The sequence below is a fragment of the Niabella terrae genome (genome assembly GCF_054783135.1).
The window spans coordinates 275819-294382 of the sequence record NZ_BAAGRD010000008.1; the positions used below are offsets into that span (position 1 = coordinate 275819).

At 49.7% G+C, this 18564-nt stretch carries 17 protein-coding genes; 9 read left to right on the top strand and 8 right to left on the bottom strand.

Going from position 1 to position 18564, the window contains the following annotated elements; translation table 11 throughout:
• Positions 1–27 precede the first annotated feature (27 nt).
• A complete protein-coding gene (locus tag ACYVI9_RS09335) occupies positions 28–1818 on the bottom strand; it encodes an acyl-CoA dehydrogenase family protein (protein ID WP_460763753.1) in 1791 nt (596 codons plus the stop codon).
• A gap of 48 nt (positions 1819–1866) precedes the next feature.
• Entirely contained in the window at positions 1867–2307 is a 441-nt protein-coding gene (locus ACYVI9_RS09340; protein WP_460763755.1) for a MarR family winged helix-turn-helix transcriptional regulator, read from the bottom strand.
• A gap of 191 nt (positions 2308–2498) precedes the next feature.
• On the opposite strand from ACYVI9_RS09340, the gene ACYVI9_RS09345 reads away from it, so the two are divergent.
• Together ACYVI9_RS09345 and ACYVI9_RS09350 are read left to right on the top strand one after the other, a co-directional pair.
• Positions 2499–3635: a glycosyltransferase gene (locus ACYVI9_RS09345; RefSeq protein ID WP_460763758.1), complete on the top strand. Its 1137-nt coding sequence runs from the start codon at positions 2499–2501 to the stop codon at positions 3633–3635.
• Positions 3636–3661: 26 nt separating this feature from the next.
• Entirely contained in the window at positions 3662–4747 is a 1086-nt protein-coding gene (locus tag ACYVI9_RS09350) for an ABC transporter permease (protein WP_460763761.1), read from the top strand.
• Between the two features lie 25 nt (positions 4748–4772).
• On the opposite strand, the gene ACYVI9_RS09355 is transcribed toward ACYVI9_RS09350, so the two are convergent.
• The 3 genes from ACYVI9_RS09355 to ACYVI9_RS09365 form a co-directional block, all read right to left on the bottom strand.
• Complete coding sequence (locus tag ACYVI9_RS09355; RefSeq protein WP_460763763.1) at positions 4773–6320, bottom strand: Rne/Rng family ribonuclease; 1548 nt, start codon at positions 6318–6320, stop codon at positions 4773–4775.
• 337 nt (positions 6321–6657) lie between these two features.
• Positions 6658–7527 carry a tetratricopeptide repeat protein gene (locus ACYVI9_RS09360; RefSeq protein ID WP_460763765.1) on the bottom strand — a complete coding sequence of 290 codons (870 nt, stop codon included), beginning with the start codon at positions 7525–7527 and terminating at the stop codon, positions 6658–6660.
• A 207-nt stretch (positions 7528–7734) separates the two neighbouring features.
• A complete protein-coding gene (locus tag ACYVI9_RS09365; protein ID WP_460763768.1) occupies positions 7735–8055 on the bottom strand; it encodes an HU family DNA-binding protein in 321 nt (106 codons plus the stop codon).
• Between the two features lie 145 nt (positions 8056–8200).
• Between ACYVI9_RS09365 and mutY the strand changes: the two genes are divergently transcribed.
• From mutY to ACYVI9_RS09395, 6 genes are all read left to right on the top strand, one after another.
• Positions 8201–9289, top strand: coding sequence for an A/G-specific adenine glycosylase (gene mutY / locus ACYVI9_RS09370; RefSeq protein ID WP_460763772.1), 1089 nt, complete (start codon positions 8201–8203; stop codon positions 9287–9289).
• A 126-nt stretch (positions 9290–9415) separates the two neighbouring features.
• The gene (locus ACYVI9_RS09375) at positions 9416–9841 is read left to right on the top strand and encodes a single-stranded DNA-binding protein (RefSeq protein ID WP_460763775.1); all 426 of its coding nucleotides are present in this window, start codon (positions 9416–9418) and stop codon (positions 9839–9841) included.
• Between the two features lie 98 nt (positions 9842–9939).
• Positions 9940–11277, top strand: a complete 1338-nt coding sequence (gldE, locus tag ACYVI9_RS09380) for a gliding motility-associated protein GldE (protein WP_460763778.1) — start codon at positions 9940–9942, stop codon at positions 11275–11277.
• On the top strand, positions 11274–11864 hold the full coding sequence (locus ACYVI9_RS09385) for a DUF3109 family protein (RefSeq protein ID WP_460763781.1): 591 nt from the start codon (positions 11274–11276) through the stop codon (positions 11862–11864). Before gldE ends, ACYVI9_RS09385 begins: the two co-directional genes overlap by 4 nt.
• 18 nt (positions 11865–11882) lie before the next feature.
• Positions 11883–13256 (top strand): LutB/LldF family L-lactate oxidation iron-sulfur protein, encoded by a 1374-nt coding sequence (locus tag ACYVI9_RS09390; RefSeq protein WP_460763783.1) that lies wholly within the window; start codon positions 11883–11885, stop codon positions 13254–13256.
• A gap of 76 nt (positions 13257–13332) precedes the next feature.
• On the top strand, positions 13333–14568 hold the full coding sequence (locus ACYVI9_RS09395; RefSeq protein ID WP_460763786.1) for an alpha/beta hydrolase family protein: 1236 nt from the start codon (positions 13333–13335) through the stop codon (positions 14566–14568).
• A 14-nt stretch (positions 14569–14582) separates the two neighbouring features.
• Here the strand turns inward: ACYVI9_RS09395 and ACYVI9_RS09400 are convergent, their stop codons facing one another.
• The 3 genes from ACYVI9_RS09400 to ACYVI9_RS09410 all read right to left on the bottom strand — a co-directional run bounded on the left by ACYVI9_RS09400 (position 14583) and on the right by ACYVI9_RS09410 (position 17871).
• A complete protein-coding gene (locus ACYVI9_RS09400; RefSeq protein ID WP_460763788.1) occupies positions 14583–15506 on the bottom strand; it encodes a sugar phosphate isomerase/epimerase family protein in 924 nt (307 codons plus the stop codon).
• Positions 15507–15648: 142 nt separating this feature from the next.
• Positions 15649–17181 carry a glutamate--tRNA ligase gene (gene gltX, locus ACYVI9_RS09405; protein ID WP_460763791.1) on the bottom strand — a complete coding sequence of 511 codons (1533 nt, stop codon included), beginning with the start codon at positions 17179–17181 and terminating at the stop codon, positions 15649–15651.
• Between the two features lie 93 nt (positions 17182–17274).
• Positions 17275–17871, bottom strand: coding sequence for a 3-keto-disaccharide hydrolase (locus ACYVI9_RS09410; RefSeq protein ID WP_460763793.1), 597 nt, complete (start codon positions 17869–17871; stop codon positions 17275–17277).
• A 93-nt stretch (positions 17872–17964) separates the two neighbouring features.
• Here ACYVI9_RS09410 and ACYVI9_RS09415 point away from each other — a divergent pair, with 93 nt between their 5' ends.
• Positions 17965–18435, top strand: a complete 471-nt coding sequence (locus ACYVI9_RS09415; protein ID WP_460763796.1) for a YciI family protein — start codon at positions 17965–17967, stop codon at positions 18433–18435.
• The last annotated feature ends 129 nt before the right edge of the window (positions 18436–18564 follow it).

Below are 18564 nucleotides of genomic sequence, written 5' to 3' on the forward strand. Positions count from 1 at the left end.
CACCGGCGGCAGGGCACCCGGGAGCGGCTAAAAACGGAACTTGCCGGCATCCAGCAATGCCGCGGCAATTTCTCTACGGGCTTCCTTCGTGTTGAAGGGAGCGGCCTTGGTAAAACGCTTCAGGCCCATCAGCAGCATCCGCTGTTCATCCCCTTCAGCGAAAGCATTGATGGCATCCTTGCCTGATTTATGGATGGCATCCGCTGCATCATACAGGAAAGTACGGGTCATGGCCAGCTGAACCTGTGTTTTCTCTGCACCCACCGTGGCATTGAGCTTCTCGGTCCGGAGCAGGATACTTTCCGCATGAAAACAGTTGATGGCCATATCTGCGAGTGCCATCAGGACTTCCTGTTCGCTTTCAATCTTGGTCATCAGTTTCTGAACTGCGGCACCGGCTACCATCAGAATGGCTTTTTTAAATCCGGCGACCAGTTTCTTTTCGGCTTCAAAGGCAACCTCCGGTCCGCTGCCAAAATCCGGGATGCTCATCAGCTCCTGTTGCACGGCCATGGCCGGTCCCATTAAATCCAGCCGGCCCTGCATGGCCCTTTTCAGGGTCATATCCAGTATCAGCAGGCGGTTGATTTCATTGGTGCCTTCATATATACGGTTGATTCGACTGTCACGGTAGGCGCGGGAAATATCATATTCTGCACTGTATCCGTTGCCTCCGTGTATCTGTACGCCCTCATCAGCTACAAAATCCAGCAGTTCACTGCCGTAGACTTTCAGGATGGCGCATTCTATAGCATATTCTTCAGCGGCAGCCAGCACAGCTTCGTTGAAGGGTTTGCCCGCTGCGATATGCCGTTCTTCCAGGTCGTTGATCCATTTGGCTGTCCGGTACAGCGCGGACTCTGCCGCATAGACCCGGATGGCCATTTCAGCCAGTTTGTGCTGGATGGCGCCGAATTCAGCGATCGGTTTACCAAACTGTTCGCGGGTACGGGCGTAAGTAATGGACAGGTTCAGTGCCATTTTAGCCCCGCCCAGGGCGGCTGCGCAGAGTTTCAGTCTTCCGATATTCAGGATATTGAAGGCGATGCGGTGTCCCTTGCCGATTTCACCGAGCAGATTTTCTACCGGTATTTTGGCGTCCTGGAAATACAGTTGCACGGTGGAAGATCCTTTGATGCCCATTTTCTTTTCTTCGGGTCCGTTGGTAAAACCTTCCATACCTCTTTCTACGATAAAACCGGTAAACTGCTCGCCATTCACTTTTGCAAATACGGTGTAAACCTGTGCAAATCCACCATTGGTAATCCAGCATTTCTGGCCATTGAGCAGGTAGTGTTTTCCGTCTTCCGAAAGCCGGGCCGTCGTTTTGGCGCTAAGTGCATCACTGCCGGAATTGGGCTCGGTCAAACCATAAGCACCGGCCCATTCGCCGGTGGCCAGCTGCGGAATATATTTTTCTTTCTGCGCTTCGGTTCCAAAATACAGGATCGGCAGGGTCCCGATGCCGGTATGGGCTGCAATGGCCACAGAAAAGGAATGACCCGCACCCAGGTATTCATTGATAATGGTCGAAGTGATAAAATCTTTACCCAGACCGCCATATTTTTCGGGCAATGCCGCGGAAAGCAGGCCCTGTGCGCCGGCTTTTTCAACCAGACTGCGCATCAGCCCTTCTTCCATATCGTCAATCTGGTCCAGAATCGGCAGGACTTCGGTTTCCAGAAACTGGGTACACATATCCCGGATCATCTGTTCTTCTTCTCCGAATTCTTCACTGATAAAGGTATCGGCATAACCGGCTGCGGTAACCAGCCACTGGGCGCCTTTGATGGGTTCTGATGTTGCTGCAGTATTCATTGTTTTTAATTTTAGTAATTGTTATCCGACCGCCCGTCAGCCGGCCGGCTACTTCAGGTTCTCATACACTTTCTTCAACACCACTTTACAGCGTTCAATGTCTGCATTGCTGACGCTTTGCAGTGCCTCGTCTACGGTCTCGGCGGCAAATCCATGACAGACCGTTTCCATGGCCTGGGCCTTGGGTGTCAGATGAATCAGGTTCTTACGACGATCTGACTGCGAGGCGATGCGCCTAACGAGCCCTGCCTTTTCCAGGTTGTCTACCAGCCGGGTCATGCTCGGCTTATCCCGGAAAGTGGCCCGGCAGAGCTCCTGCTGACTGATCCCGTCTTCCTTCCATAAATGATATAATACGCTCCACTGTTCAATCGTCAGACTCAGGTCCGCCCCATTGAATTTTTTTTGCAGGCGCCTGGCAATCGCTGTACTGGCAATACCTGTTATAAAACTATATAATTCACTTCTTTTAAATTGGTTGTTTGTCATATAGTTGTTTTAACAACCAATTGAAGTTAGGATTATTTGTTGAATCCCGTAACCGCCTGTTGATTTGTTGATCCTGCTTAAGAAAACAATCGCCTTTCCGGAATTGCAGGAACCTGCCGGCCCGGGGTTTTTTGTCAGATCCGTAGTTAAAAAGGCTTTCAAAGATGGGCGCAACCGCTTAGTTTTGCCGGATGTTCATCAGCGGCATGGTCCTGTTTCTGATTTGGTTGTGCTATGCAGGCATTATCAGCTATTACCATAAAAGCTGGAAGGCCCTGCCGACATTCACCGCAGGTGCATCGGTTTCAGGTATGGGTTTTTCCGTTATCATACCGGCCCGCAATGAAGCGGCTTCGATCGGGGCCCTGCTGGAAAGCCTCCTGGCCCAGGATTACCCCAGGGCCTTATTTGAAATCATTCTGGTTGACGACCATTCCTCGGATGCTACGCCGCAGATTGCCGCAGGCTATCCGGGTGTCCGGGTGATTCGTTTAACGGAAGAGGGCATTAATTCCTATAAGAAAAAAGCGATTGAAACCGGTATTGCCGCCGCCCGACAGCCCTGGATTGTATGTACGGATGCTGATTGTATTCTGCCCCCGGGCTGGCTTTCGGGCTTTGCCGCTTTCATTGAGAACAGCGACCCTGTTTTCGTGGCGGCACCCGTACGTTTCATTCCTGCACCCGAAGCTGCGGGACGGCAGGAGCTGCTCTTTGTGTTCCAGACCCTGGATTTTCTGACCTTACAGGGCATCACCGGTGCCTCTGTGTATAAGAAAATGCACAGTATGTGCAATGGTGCCAACCTGGCTTACCGGCGTGATGTATTTGAAGAAGTAGCAGGTTTTAAGGATATAGACGGGCTGGCTTCCGGTGACGATATGTTACTGATGCATAAGATCTGGTTGCTTTATCCGGACCGGGTGGGTTACCTGAAATCGCCGGGAATGATTGTGGACACGGCCGCTGCAGCCTCGTGGAAAGCTTTTATACAGCAACGCATCCGTTGGGCCAGTAAGGCAGGCAATTATGATGACAAACGCATTTTTGCCGTCCTGTTGCTGGTCTATCTGTTCAACGCCGCTTTTCTGATCCTGATTGCAGCTGCGTTGTTTGAGCCCCGGTATCTGTGGTTTCTACTGATTTTATGGATCCTGAAAACGGCGGCAGAATTTCCCTTTGTCAGAACGGTGAGTCGTTTTTTCGGTCAACAACACCTGATGCGCTATTTTTTATTTTTTCAACCCCTTCATATCGCCTATACCCTGCTGGCGGGTTTTCTGGGTAGTTTCGGTAATTATGAATGGAAGGGACGTAAAGTCAGATAAGCGGATTATTAATAATTTTAAGGCCCATGGCATCAAATGCTTTTTTTAAAAGTCCTACCTGGATCCGGTTGAAAAAAAACAAAGGCGCAATGGCCGGACTGCTGGTCATCCTGCTGTCGGTTGTCGTCGCTTTGGGCTGTTATTATATCGCACCGGATCCTTCGCCCTTTGCGAACCGTATCATTCTGGAGATCGGTGGCGAGAAGCCCGGATTTGTAAAGGATTTTCTGTTGGTAAAAAAAGCCAGTCCACCCGAATCTGAAAATTTCCTGAAGACATTGCTGCAGGGAAGAAGAGACCGGTATCACCATATTCCGGTAAATGCGCATCAATGGAAGGGAGACAGTCTGATTGTCGAAAAATATATCGACGAAGGGCTCAGTGAACGCCAGAGCTATGCGAGGGGCGCACTGGCTGCACAGCCGGTGGTGCGCCGTCATTTCCGGCTGGGTACCGATAGTTACGGTCGGGATATTGCCAGCCGTCTGATCGTGGGTACCCGGGTGAGCCTGAGTGTGGGTCTGGTAACCGTCATACTGTCCGTAAGCATCGGCCTGCTACTGGGTTCTCTGGCCGGTTTCTACCGGGGCCGCGTAGATGATATTATCATGTGGTTTATCAACGTAATCTGGAGCATCCCCACCCTCCTGCTGGTCTTTGCGATCACGCTGGCGCTGGGTAAGGGTTTCTGGCAGGTCTTTATAGCCGTTGGTCTGACGATGTGGGTCAATGTCGCCAGGCTGGTCCGGGGTCAGGTAATGGCTGAAAGGGAACAGGAATATGTCGAAGCTGCCCGCGCCCTGGGTTTCCGCAGGATCCGAATCATTGTGGCCCATATCTGGCCGAATATTGCGGGTCCGGTACTGGTGATTGCGGCAGCCAATTTCGCCTCGGCCATTATCATTGAGGCGGGCCTGAGTTTTCTGGGCGTTGGGGTGCAACCGCCCATGCCCAGCTGGGGACTGATGATTAAAGAGAATTATAATTTTATCATTACCGAAAATCCGATGCTGGCCCTGGCACCCGGATTTGCCATTATGGTGCTGGTATTGGCGTTCAACCTGCTGGGAAATGGACTCAGGGATGCACTGAACGTGAAAGGAAAGCTCTAAAAAAAGCGGCCTGGGCCGCTTTTTCTTAAAATTTTATTTCATCATCATTGGTATCAAAAAAATGATACTCCGTCAGGTAATAATCTGAATTTTTTTCGAGACGGGTCTTTTGTGTGAATTTCTTATTCCATTTGGCCAGGATGCTGTTCCACCACATCCCCTTGGTCAGGTAGGCATGCATGATGGGATGCACCACCAGTTTCAGGTTTTTGTGTTTATGAGTAATCAGGTAGCTGAGGTTTTTTTCAATGGCATCCTCCAGCACCAGCGTCGAAGATATCTTACCGGTGCCGTTACAACTGGGGCAGATTTCCTGGGTATTGATATTGACTTCAGGCCGCATTCTTTGCCGGGTGATCTGCATCAGCCCGAATTTTGAAATCGGTAAAACGGAATGTTTGGCCCGGTCCGCCCGCATGATCTCCTCCATTTTTTCATAGAGTTTCTTACGGTTCTCCGCCAGCTTCATATCGATAAAGTCCACCACAATAATGCCACCGATATCCCGCAGCCGCAATTGCCGGGCAATTTCAGAGGCAGCTTCCAGGTTGGTCTCTAGTGCGTTCTGTTCCTGATTGTTGCTGGCATTCTTGTAGCCGCTGTTTACATCAATCACATGCAGTGCCTCGGTGTGCTCGATGATCAGGTAGGCACCGCTGCTCATTGTTACGGTTTTGCCAAAAGAACCCTTTACCTGTTTGGTAATTCCAAGGGCGTCGAATACATTTCCCTGGGCCTGATTGACAATTTCAGCTTTTTCCGGTGCGATCCGCTGAATATAGTTTTTGGTCTCGGTATAAATATTCTTGTCGTTGGTGACGATCCGGTTATAATCCGCACTCAACAGATCCCGCAGGATGCTGTTGGTCTTGGTCTGTTCACTGTAGATCTTTGAAGCGGCCTTGGCGCCCCGCAGGTTTATCGTAATCGTATTCCAGATCGATACCAGGTTGGCAAGGTCTTCATATAGCTCTGCCGTATTTTTCCCCTCGGCGGCTGTACGCACAATGACTCCGAAATTTTTAGGCTTGACCGCATCAATAATCTTCTGCAGTCTTTTTCTTTCCTCAGAAGAGTGGATCTTCTTGGAAACCGCTACGATATTATTAAATGGGGTAATGACCACAAACCGGCCGGGCAGCGATAATTCGCAACTGAGCCGGGGTCCCTTGGCGGCAATGGGTTCCTTGAGAATCTGCACCAGGATATGCGGTTTGCCGCCGAGTACTTCACTGATTTTGCCGGTTTTGATTATTTCAGGTTCTACCTGGAATTTCGTAAAATCGACAGGGGCTGCATCGGTGGCCTGCATGGCCTGTTGCGTGAATTTGAGCAGGGATTTTGCGTAGGGGCTGAGGTCGGTATAATGGAGAAAAGCATCCTTTTCGAATCCCACATCAATAAAGGCGGCATTCAGCCCTGGCATGAGGCGTTTGACTTTTCCCAGATATAAATCCCCCACAGCAAACCGGGCATCGGTTTTTTCACTGTGCAGCTCAACCAGCTTTTTGTCTTCCAGCAATGCAATTTCCACGCCGGTGGGAGCTGAATTAATTACAATTTCTTTATTCATCAGGTGTGAACATATTGCTATGCCCTGATAGGTAAAATTTTATTGGTGACCTTAACCCATGTTATGGCTGAAAAGAAGAGACATATGGCATTCAAAGGCATTGGGTGCGCCTACCATGAATCAAGTAACCTGAAAACAGCAAATCAGATAAACCCCGTACCATTACGGGGTTTATCAATAGGATCATCTTAGAAAAAAATATTATTTTTTCTTATGACGGTTCTTCCGAAGTCTTTTCTTACGCTTGTGAGTCGCAATTTTATGACGTTTTCTTTTTTTACCGCAAGGCATAATTAAAATGATTTAAAATATTGTTTATAAAAAAATAAGTTGAGGTCTAATTTTTAAGAGTATTAATCCGTTCCTGCAAAGCGGTCTTCATTTCATCGTGATCGGTGATCAGAGGCAACGCTTTGCTATACCATTGCAGGGCCTGGTTTTTATCGCCCTGCCGCTCATAAAGATCAGCTAGTAGTAAAACTGCCTGCAGGTTGCGGCCATCGAGACGGTGCACCGTCAGGAGACGCTGAAGTGCCTTGTCTGTCTGTCCGCTCATCAGGGAACCCATCGCCAGGGTCATCTGCGCATAGACATTGGTACTGTCTTTGTCGATGACTTCCCGGATTTTGCTGATACCCTGCATCGGGGCATTGGAAATGCCGCCAAACATATAAGTCGCACCTAATCCTACTTTGGCAGAATCATTCTGCGGATTAATATTCAAAGAACGCTCAAACAAGTCTTTTGCCTGAAGGGCCATCCACTGTTTCATGTCAGCCTGATGGACCTCCTGCACATTGTTTAAAAACAAATGGCCTGCAAAATTGAGGTTTTTTTCTGAATTTTCCAACCTTGCCGCTTCCGCCGTGTACCAGGCGAAGGGCAGGAAGGCCCGAACGCTGTCTTTAAAATACTGCGACAACTGATGATAAGCATGAATTTTTTCTTCGCCACCAGGCGCTTTTCCGATATTTTCTTCCAGTTGGCTGACAAAGGCTGACTGGGCGGGGTTTAACGCTTTTTTCGTTGAAATAAGTGCACTATCTATTGAAAATGAGGAACTTGATAAGTCGGTGGATACCGCCGGCGCATCGTGGTTATGTCCTTCGTGCGAAACTTTTTTATGGGAGACCGTACTGCCAAACGCCCAGAGCAGGACCAGCACCAGCAGTGCTGCCAGCAGGATGAATAATTGCGGCTTTTTCAAAATCAAAAAAATTTGAACTGCAAAGGTAACTCAATCCGGCGTGAACCGCCAAAAGCAGGGAATTTTTTTAAGCCGGCACCAGGTCGGGAGGTTTTTCCAGGTCTGGAACGACCGTCGGAGGATTAAAAATAAAAGCCTTAAATCCCGGTAATCTCTGGGATTCCGGGATCTAAGGCGAAATGTATTGCTTCAGGAATGCCTCAGGCACTAATCCGCATCTTCACCGGGACCCGCATCGGGCTTAGGTTCCTTGAGTTTTTTGACTTCAGCACTGAATTCCTTGGCTGGCTTGAATGCGGGGATATAATGCTCGGGAATATGGACGGCAATATTCTTTTTAATATTACGACCAATTTTAGCCGCCCGCTTTTTGGTTATAAAGCTACCAAAGCCCCGGATATAAATATTTTCTCCTGAAGCCAGCGTATCTTTAACTTCTTTAAACATGGTTTCCAGTGTGACCAATACATCCACTTTCGGAATACCTGTTTTGTCTGAAATCTTGTTAACTAAGTCAGCTTTTCGCATAGTAATTAATGATTTTAACTTAAAACATGAGTTTTGTAAATCTGAAAATCCCCCATAAACGTTTAAACGCTCTATGGCATGTGAATTTTGCTATAAACAATTATTAATCCAAACTTTATGCCTTAAACAATTTATTTTTAAACTTTTGAGCAATTTAACACTTAAATCTCTGAATTTCAATAATTTTTCGGAAATTCTGTTAAAATGGAATAAAATCCAAAACAACAGAAAAATGCCCTGGAAGGGAGAACGGGATCCTTACCGGATCTGGATTAGTGAAATTATCCTGCAACAAACCCGGGTAGAACAGGGTCTGGCTTATTACCAGCGGTTCATAGCGGATTTCCCTGATGTGCATCGACTTGCGGCAGCCCCCGAAGCTGCCGTTTTCAAGCGCTGGGAGGGCCTGGGCTACTATTCCCGCTGCCGCAACCTGATGGCTACGGCCCGTTTGATTGTTGATGCGTTCCAGGGCCGCTTTCCCGACAGCTATGAAGGCCTGTTGCAGTTGAAAGGTGTGGGACCTTATACGGCTGCGGCAATTGCCTCTTTTGCCTATAACCTGCCGCATGCAGTGGTGGACGGGAATGTCCTGCGGGTACTCGCCCGGGTATTCGGAATCGAAAAACCGATTGACAGCACGGCCGGCAGGAAGTATTTTGAACGCCAGGCTGCGGCTTTGCTGGATCGACGCCACCCCGGACATTATAACCAGGCGATTATGGACTTTGGCGCCACGGTCTGTAAACCTGCTGCGCCATCCTGCGAGCAATGTGTTTACCAGGCCAGCTGCATCGCTTACCAGCACAACAGGATTACCCAACTGCCGGTAAAAGAAAAAAAGCTCAAACAGCGCCAGCGATTTTTTTATTTTTTTGTACTTCGTCGTGGGGGGAAGCTGGCCTTGCGCCAACGGACTGCAGCCGATATCTGGCAGCAATTGTATGAGTTCCCGGTGCTGGAACTTCCTTTAGCCGGTCAGGAAGAACAGGCGGTGCTGCAGGCGGGTCAGCTGGGCTGGATATCCGGTCAGCGTCAGGCGCGGGTGGTCACCGGGCCGCTACAACAAAAGCTCACCCATCAGACGATTACTGCGGTTTTTATCGAGGCGCCGGCAAAAAGAGGCAGGGTACCGGCATCACTGGAAACATGTGCGTGGGTGGATCCGGCGGAACTGACTGCTTTTGCTTTTCCTAAAATCATTCACCGTTATCTGGAAAACGCCGGGGTCTAAGGAATGGTACCCTCTTTTAAATTTTTTGAATCGGAGACCATTAAATATTTATAAATCATCAAAAAAAGTTAATTTCACTGCGGGTTAGACCGGTAACTAATTACCGTTTCAGATAAATTTTTGTATATGAGAGGAGTTAATCGCGTTATGTTGATTGGGAATTTGGGTAAAGATCCGGAAATACAGACCCTGGATGGAAATATTCCGGTGGCCAAGTTTCCACTGGCGACTACGGAAACCTTTAAGGACCGCTCGGGAAAACTGGTGTCACAAACGGAATGGCATACCGTTGTGTTATGGCGGGGCCTCGCCGATCTGGCGCAAAAATTTTTACACAAAGCCAGCCTGGTTTATATAGAAGGACGGTTGCGTACCCGCAGTTGGGAAGACAAGGATGGTGTGAAAAAGTATATTACCGAAGTCGTCGGAGAAAATCTGATCATGCTGGATAAAAAAGGCGATGTCAATTCCCATAGTGAAAACAATGAGTCTGAAGCAGATAGAGATCAGGGGCAATCCGAACAGGGATCCGATAGCTCATCTGACTGGTAGCCGGCGTCCTAAAACCATACAAATTCTGACAATTACCCATATTTTTGTCTGGTAATCCCGTTATGAGGGTAAAAAAGTTTCAAAAATAATTTTCCATTTTGTTTGACACTGCCTTTATTACGCTGATCGCTAAAGGCTGGGTAATCCTGCAATTGCCGGCGACGACCCAGAGCAGCACCTTACTTATTATCGGCCTGATCGTCCTGGTCTTCCTTTCCTTTTCGATTTCAGGTTCGCAGGCTGCCGTATTCTCACTGGATGAGAAGGATATCGACGTGCTCAAGACCCGTCAGCAACCCGCGGCACGACGCATCCTGGACCTGCTGGAAAAGCCCAAGGCGGTCTTTGCTTCCATGCTGATTGCCAAAACCATTATCAATATTCTGCTGGTGATCGTTTCCAATTACCTGATCAACCAGTATACGCCGCCGGAATATTTTCATAATTCCTGGGCAATTTTGGGCAAATGGCTGCTGATTGCTTTTCTGATTCTATTTCCGCTGGAAATATTTCCCCGGGTCTGGGCCCGGCAGAACAGCCTCCGGTTTGCTTACGAATGGCCCGTGGTCATCATGATCGTAGAAGGCATCCATATGGCCCTGCGCCGGATCAGTGAATGGGTGGTTTCTATTTCTGATGGACTGGGCCGTGGAATCGGCGCGAATAATGCGGAGGCCAATAGCATTGAAGAACTCGATGCCGCTATCGATGTGCAGACCGATGATGAAGCTTCGCCGGAAGAAAAGAAGATCATGAAGGGCATTGTAAAGTTTGGCCAGATCTCGGTTAAAAAGATCATGCGCAGCCGGCTCTATGTGAATGGTATTGAGCTAAAAACTTCTTTTGCGGATTTGGTTAAAAAGATTGAATCCCTGCACTATTCCCGGTTACCGGTCTACCGGGAGAACCTCGATGAGATCGAAGGGGTATTGAATACCAAGGATGTCGTGCCTTTTTTGTACGAACCGGATTTTAACTGGCATGACCTGATCCGGCCGCCGTTTTTTGTCCCCGAATCCAAACTGATCGAAGACCTGTTACTGGAATTTCAGAAAAAGCGGACCCATTTTGCGATCGTTGTAGATGAATTCGGCGGCACCAGTGGAATCGTGACCATGGAGGATATTGTCGAAGAAGTGGTGGGGGATATCAAGGACGAATTTGACGAAGAGGAAAACAACAGCACCAAAATTGATGATAAGACCTATCTTTTCGAAGGCAATACCCGTCTATTGGATGTATGCCGGGCGATGTCATTGCCTTTAAATACCTTTGATGATATTCGGGGTGACAGTGAGACCCTAGGTGGCCTCATGAATGAACTGGCGGGTGATTTACCACAGTTGAATGATACGATCCAGTCAGGTGATTTTGAATTCACTGTACTGGAGATTGAAAGAAACCGGGCCAAGCAGATAAAGATCATAGTGAAATGATAGTAATAGAGAATAAGATTATTAGTGATGATATTGTGGAATCACAGTTTGTATGTGATCTGGGTAAATGCAAGGGGGGCTGTTGCGAAGAGGGGGATGCCGGAGCACCGCTGTCCAAGGCCGAGCTGGATGAAGTCAACCGGAACTTTGAGGCCATCAAGCCCTATATGACCGCAGCCGCCATCCGGCATGTTGAAAAGAACGGCAAGTATCAGTACGACGAAGAATTTGGCTGGGTGACGCCTACCCTGGCTGCTGATAATGAAATCTGCGCTTACGCCATTCGCGAAAAAAGCGGCATGATTAAATGCGCCTTCGAACAGGCCTATAATGACGGAAAGATCCAATGGAAAAAGCCCATCAGTTGTCATTTGTATCCCATCATTGCTTATCAGGGCCGGCACGGTGATTATGAACGCCTGAACTACGAACCCCGGCAGCAATTATGCAGTCCTGCCTGCCAGTTGGGCGAAAAACTGAAAGTGCCGGTATATGAATTTTTAAAAGAACCCCTGATCCGTAAATACGGTAAAGATTTTTTTGAGGTGCTGGAGCAGGCTGCCCGGATGCATCGCCAGGCGCCTTAGATTCCTAAATGATCCATTATGTCTCAGACCGCCTCCACCTTCCATAAAAAAAGCCGCGAGAAAGCCGCAGACCGGTCCCATCGGGATGTCATTAATTTTAATATTGGCAAATATAACAATGCGGTCCCCCGGGGCAAGCAGCAGTTCTCCGAGCTGACACTGGCCAGGGAAAGGGCCAAGAATCTGAAATGGAAAGCCCTGGAGACCCTGGACCAGCAACTGGAAAATTTCGAATCTCAGATCACCGCCCGCGGCGGCCGGGTGATCTGGTGCGAAGACAGTCAGCAGGCCATCGACGCCGTATTGGAGATCTGCAAAGAGAAAAACTGCAAGACCCTGGTGAAAAGCAAGAGTATGGTTACAGAAGAGATCCATCTCAATACGCATCTTGAAGCAGCCGGTATCGAAAGCGTTGAAACGGATCTGGGTGAGTATATCCAGCAACTGGATGGTGAAACGCCCTATCATATCGTTACGCCTGCCATGCATAAAAGCCGCGAGGGCATTGCGCAACTGTTTGCGGAAAAACTCGGGACCGATCCCGGCCTCAGTGCCGAGCAGCTAACCCTGGTGGCCCGGGAGCGGCTGCGGGCGAAGTATGCGCAGGCGGAAGTGGGCGTCACGGGCGCCAATTTTATACTGGCTGATATCGGCGGTGTTGCGGTTACTGAAAATGAGGGCAACGGCCGCCTGAGCGCTTCCATGCCCAAAACCCATATTGTGATTGTCGGTATTGAAAAAGTGATTCCTTCCATGAATGACCTGGCCTTGTTCTGGCCCCTGTTATCCACTTTTGGTACCGGTCAAAGGATCACTTCTTACAGTACGATTATCACCGGTCCCCGGCAGCCGGGAGAGACCGACGGTCCGCAGGAGATGTATGTGATCCTGCTGGACAATGGCCGCACCAGGATGCTGGCCAACGAAAAAACCCGGGAGGCCCTCTACTGCATCCGTTGCGGTGCCTGCCTGAATGCCTGCCCGGTGTATAAGAATATTGGCGGTCACAGTTATGCAGCCACTTACAGCGGTCCCATCGGTGCCGTCATTACGCCACACCTCAAACCCATGAAGGAATGGAAGCACCTGAGTCATGCTTCCTCGCTTTGTGGCAACTGTACAGAAGTCTGTGCCGTAAAGATCAACCTGCATGAACTCTTGCTGGAGAACCGCCACGAAGCCCGGGAAGCAGGTTATGCACCGCTTACTGAAAAAGCCGCCTGGAAAATCTGGCGCTTTGCCATGTTGCGGCGCGGCAGGATGAATATGGGTAACGGCCAGTTGAAAGAAAAATTTATTAATGCCGTAGGCGGTGCCTGGTCCAAAGGAAGAAGTCCGCTCCGGTTTCCCAGGAAATCTTTTAATGAACAATGGGCGGAGCGCCAGAAATGACGCCTATGGGTGGCGACCCGCCTGTTTCTTAAACCTTTTAGTTCCCGACCAGTCCTTATAACAGAAAATGCGGAAGATGAAATTCTGTTATAGGATATTCCTGATCGGCCTGTTGCTCTGGATGGCCGGCGGCTGCACCAAGGGTGCCGAACCTTCCGGATCCTCCGGTGAAGCCGACCTGTATCAACTCAATCTGGTAAACGGTTATGGCAGCGGGCAGTACAGAGAAGGCGATACCGTACATCTGTTTTCTAAAGCATATGGAGCCGACCAGGTCTTTGGGGGCTGGTCAGGACCCAAAGCCGGACTGCTGAATGCAGCTGCAGAATGGCATACCTGGCTCATCATGCCCGCCCGGGATCTAAGCTTTACGGCCTACCTGCAGGCCATGCCCGCTTTTACCCTACAGTTCGAACAAATCGGGGGGCGGGACCGGGACAAGCCGGTCTATTATTATTTCCCGGAGAACCATAAGGGCATCGTATTTCTGCTGCACGGCACCGGCGGCAGCGCCGCAGTCCTGCTGCATAATTTTGAATGGCAGCAACTCATCAAGGATCTGGTGTATGATCATTTTGCGGTGATCATTACCGAGTCAGAAGAAGCGACCACCCAAACTGACAGTAACGCAGACGGAAAGCTCCGCTGGAATAATTTGCCCTGGGACCTGGATGCCAATGTGGATTTCGCCAATATCCTATTGATAACCGCTGAGTTTTACAAAAGGGGTCTTAGCGATCCGGATAAACCAAAGTATGCAATTGGCATGAGTAACGGCGGTAATTTTTCGACGGCGTTGGCCACCATTGCAGGTTTTAAAGCCGCCATCAGTTACTGCGCGCCTTCAGGCGATCAGATCGCGCAGATGACCCGGACGCCCCTGCAGTTTTGTATGGCCCGCTTTGATGAAAATCCTTCCGTAGGTCCCGAGGGCAATATTCGGGCACAGGCCAATGCCGAAGCCCTGGAAGCGAGGGGGATCTGCAGCAACTATCGGATCAAGGAACGCAGTCCGCTGTATCCCGAAAGATTTGCCCGCAACGGGGAGATCAGCCTGGGTCAGTCTGCTGCTGTCTTTCAGGAATTACAATCCAATCATTTTATCGATAGCAACAATTATTTCATCGGAACCACCGATGCGCTGAAAGCAGCCTATGCCGCCAGGCCTGACGATTTTCCCCGGCTGGCCGCCTTACCGGCAGCCCAGCAGATTTTTGTCCTGGCCCAGGCAGGCCTGGCCTTGTCGGGACATAGTATGTACAGTGATTATAACCGGGCTGCTTTACGGTTCTTAAATCAGCAGTGCAACTAACTGATCCGACGGATTCAGAGATATCTTTTCTTCCAGACCTGCATCATATGCGTATTGATTTCCCATTGGTCGGCGACCGGCTGGTTGGTATAGGGCAGGGTGGGCATATAACCCGCCGGCCCGAATTCGGTCAGCATGGTTAAAACTTGCCCCTGTTGTTTTTTCATCTCCACTACGGTATCCCACCAGGCAAAATGCGCTGCCACCGCCGTTTTCCATTCAGGTGCACGAGGGTCGCTTACCTGTGGTCCTTCGGCATGTCCCACCCGGCTGTGTATATGGGCGGTCTGATTAAGGGCCAGTGCAACAGTGTCCTGCTGGTCTTCCAGCAGGCTTTCGCTGACATTACACCAATGGGAAATATCCAGGGTGAGCCGCAGGTCCCTGTTGGCTTTCAGAATGGGGGCGGATGCCGGCGCGGAATAGAGCATCCGGCTGCGGTGGGTTTCATGATAAACCGGAACATTCGATTCCTGCTCCACACGCAGGGTATGATCAATGAACTTTTGGTTATCACTGAGGGAAAAATAATCCCTGCCCGAATGGACATTGATATACAACGGCAACTGGTGATCATTGTGGATAGCGGCATGAAGTACTTTTTTAAAAGTATTGAAATGCGGTTCCGGCTGGGGCTCGTCTCCCCGGCAAAGAAAGCCTACTTCCAGCTGATAGGTTTTTAAAGCGGCGAAAAGCTCTTCCTGAAGGGCTTTATCTGTGAGCCAGATGATTTCCACGCCATCATATCCATCATCTTTAGCCTTTTTACAAAAAGCAGTAATACTGCCTTCAAAGCCCCAGAAGGGCGCCATAATTTTTAAGCTGTACCCCTGCTTTATCCTGGTAGGAAGGGGCTTTGCAAATACATCCATGGAGGAAATAAACAAAGCAGTGGCTGCCAGGGCAGCTTCTGATAAAAAGGTTTTTCGGCTATACATAATGACAAGGTTTTTTTCAGAGAAGGCCCGGGTAATCAATACCGTGTCCCCTGCAGACAAGAACCGGCAAAGCGCCGGTTTGGCCTGCAAAATATGGTGCACTAGGATTCCATCAGTGCTAAGTAGGATGGAATGTGTTCCTTTATGCTACCGACAGCTGGCGCAGACCTTCCCTGATTCTTTCGATCGTGGCGGATTTACCAATAAGGGCGGCAATTTCAAAAACGCCCGGGCCAAACTTTCCACCCACCAGCATGATCCGGAACGGCAGCATCAGTGCGCCTGGCTTTAACTGATTGACTGCGGCGATTTCTTTGAAATTATGTTCGAGGCCTTCCGCATCCCAGCCGGTGGCCAGTTCATAATTGCGGATCAGCTCATTAAAAAACAGGGTTTTTGAGGCGTCCCATTTTTCCTTTACCGGACCCAGATCCGGGTGTTCTGGCGCCTGAAAGAAATAAACCGACTGCTCATAAAAATCCGTCAGCAGGGTGCAACGGTCTTTGACCAGCCCGATAATTTTTTCGAGCAGGACGGGATCCACATGATCCAGGCCGCGTCCCTGCAAAACTTCCCCTACCCGGGGCAGCAGGCTTGCATTATTCAGTTCCTTTATCCATTCGTGGTTGAACCATTTGGCTTTTTCAAAATCGAATCGGGCGCCTGCACTGTGCACCCGGTCCACCGCAAACCTGCTGATCAGCGCCTCCAGGCTGAACAATTCCTGGCCACTGCCATCGTTCCAGCCCAGCAGCGCCAGCAGGTTGATGAAGGCTTCCGGTAAAAAACCTCTTTCCTTAAATCCCTCGGTCATAACGCCGGAGGCGGGATCCGTCCAGTTCATGGCAAAAACGGGGAATCCGTATTTGGCACCATCTCTTTTACTCAGTTTTCCTTCCGGGCCCAGGATCAGCGGCAAGTGCGCCCATTGGGGCATTTTATCCAGCCCGTAGAGGTATTTCCAAAGCAGGATATGGACGGGTGTGCTGGGCAGCCATTCTTCGCCGCGGAAAACATGCGTAATCTGCATCTGATAATCATCAGCCACCACGGCCAGGTGATAGGTCGGCATACCATCAGCTTTCAGCAGGACTTTATCGTCGACCAATGCGGTATTAAAACTGACTTTACCCCGGATCATATCTTCAAATTCCAGTACTTCCTGGTCGGGCATTTTGATGCGTACGACATAGGGCGTCTGACGCTGCAGCAGGGCTTCGACTTCTGCGGCCGGCAGGGTCAGCGAATTACGCATTTTCATCCTCAGCTTATGATCATACTGGGGCTGGGGGTTTTCTTCGGTTATGTATTGCCGCCGCATGGATTCCAGCTCCTCAGGCGTGTCAAAAGCATAATAGGCCTTTCCCTGGGCAATCAGTTGCTCGGCCAACGGTGCATAACTGCTTTTCCGCTCGCTCTGCCGATAGGGGCCAAATGGCCCGCCGTGCCGGGCACTCTCATCGGGTTCAATGCCCAGCCAGGCCAGACAATCGAATATATAGGCTTCAGCACCCGCTACAAAACGGGTCTGATCCGTATCTTCTATTCTGAGGATAAATTCGCCTCCCTGACTGCGGGCGAACAGGTAATTGTATAAGGCGGTTCTAACACCACCCAAATGCAGTCCTCCTGTAGGGGAGGGGGCAAAGCGCACCCTTGTTTTCCGATCATTCATGTCGCAAATGTAACGCAATGCGGCAGCCGCTTCCAAGTTTTTCCGAAAACGACCACCCCTGGGTTAGATTTCCGCGGGGATATACGTGAAGGGTTACAATTCTTTGAGGATAAAATCTTTCCATTTAACCTTGATGCCACCACCGTCGTGGATCTGCAGGGCGATAAATCCTTTTCCGGCACCGATTTTGGCATCAGTGAGATCGATCATCTGATGGCCGTTCAGCCAGGTGGTTACGCGGTCATTCAGGACCCGGATTTTCAGGGTATTCCATTTACCTTCCCGCAACCATTTTTCATCTTCGGGTTTGGGTTTGATCAGCCAGCCCCTGCCATAAGATTCATAGACGCCGCCGGTATGAAGCCCTGCCGGTGCTACTTCTACCTGCCAGCCGTTGATTTTTACGCCCTCGATTGAAGACCTGAAAAATACACCACTGTTCCCATTGGCTTCCTGTTTGAATTTTACAAAGAATTCAAAATTATCAAAAGCGGTATCGGTGGATAAATAGCCGTATTGCTTGTCGGGACCACTTTCACATATCAGTTCTCCTTTTTCCACATACCATTTTTCTGTGCCGTGTACGGTCCAGCCTTTCAGATTTTTTCCGTTAAAGAGGGACATCACCCGCTGTGCATCTGCCTGTGTGACTACAGAGAGGATCAATAGGACTGCAAGAATTTTTTTCATCAATGACAATTAAAGTTAAATTTACATGAAGGGGGAAAGATACAAAGAATTACCGGATGGCGTTATAATCGACCCCCTATTAAAATTTCAGTTATGCGACACCTGTTATTAACCTGTCTGCTCCTGTTTGCCGGGCTGCTCGTTGGGGCACAACAGGACAGCCTGACAACCGCTCCGACCTATAACAAAGCGCTGGCAGACAGCCTGGGGGCTGACGAATATGGCATGCGGATGTACCAGTTCGTGATCCTGAAGACCGGCCCGTCAAAACTGGAAGACCAACAGCAGATACAGACCCTGTTCCGGGGCCATATGGAAAACATCAACAGGCTGGTAGACGCCGGCAAGCTCATTGTCGCAGGACCCTTCGCCAAAAATGAAAAAGCCTACCGGGGATTGTTTATCCTGAAAGCAAAAGACCGCAAGGAGGCAGCAGCCTGTCTGGAAACGGATCCGGCCATTGAAGCGGGTTTGCTGGAAGCCGAAATATTTGACTGGTATGGCGCTGCGGCGCTGCCCCTTTACCTGCCCTACAGTAAATCAGTTACCCGGAAGTCGCCCTGATTTCGGGGCATTATTTTTGTAGTTTTGCGTTGCAAGCGGCGCCCGGTATCGGATCCGGGACGGGCAGCCCTTATTGTTTTGCCGATTGTTTTGCTGTGAGCGGATGGGTTGATCCATCCGCAAAGTTCG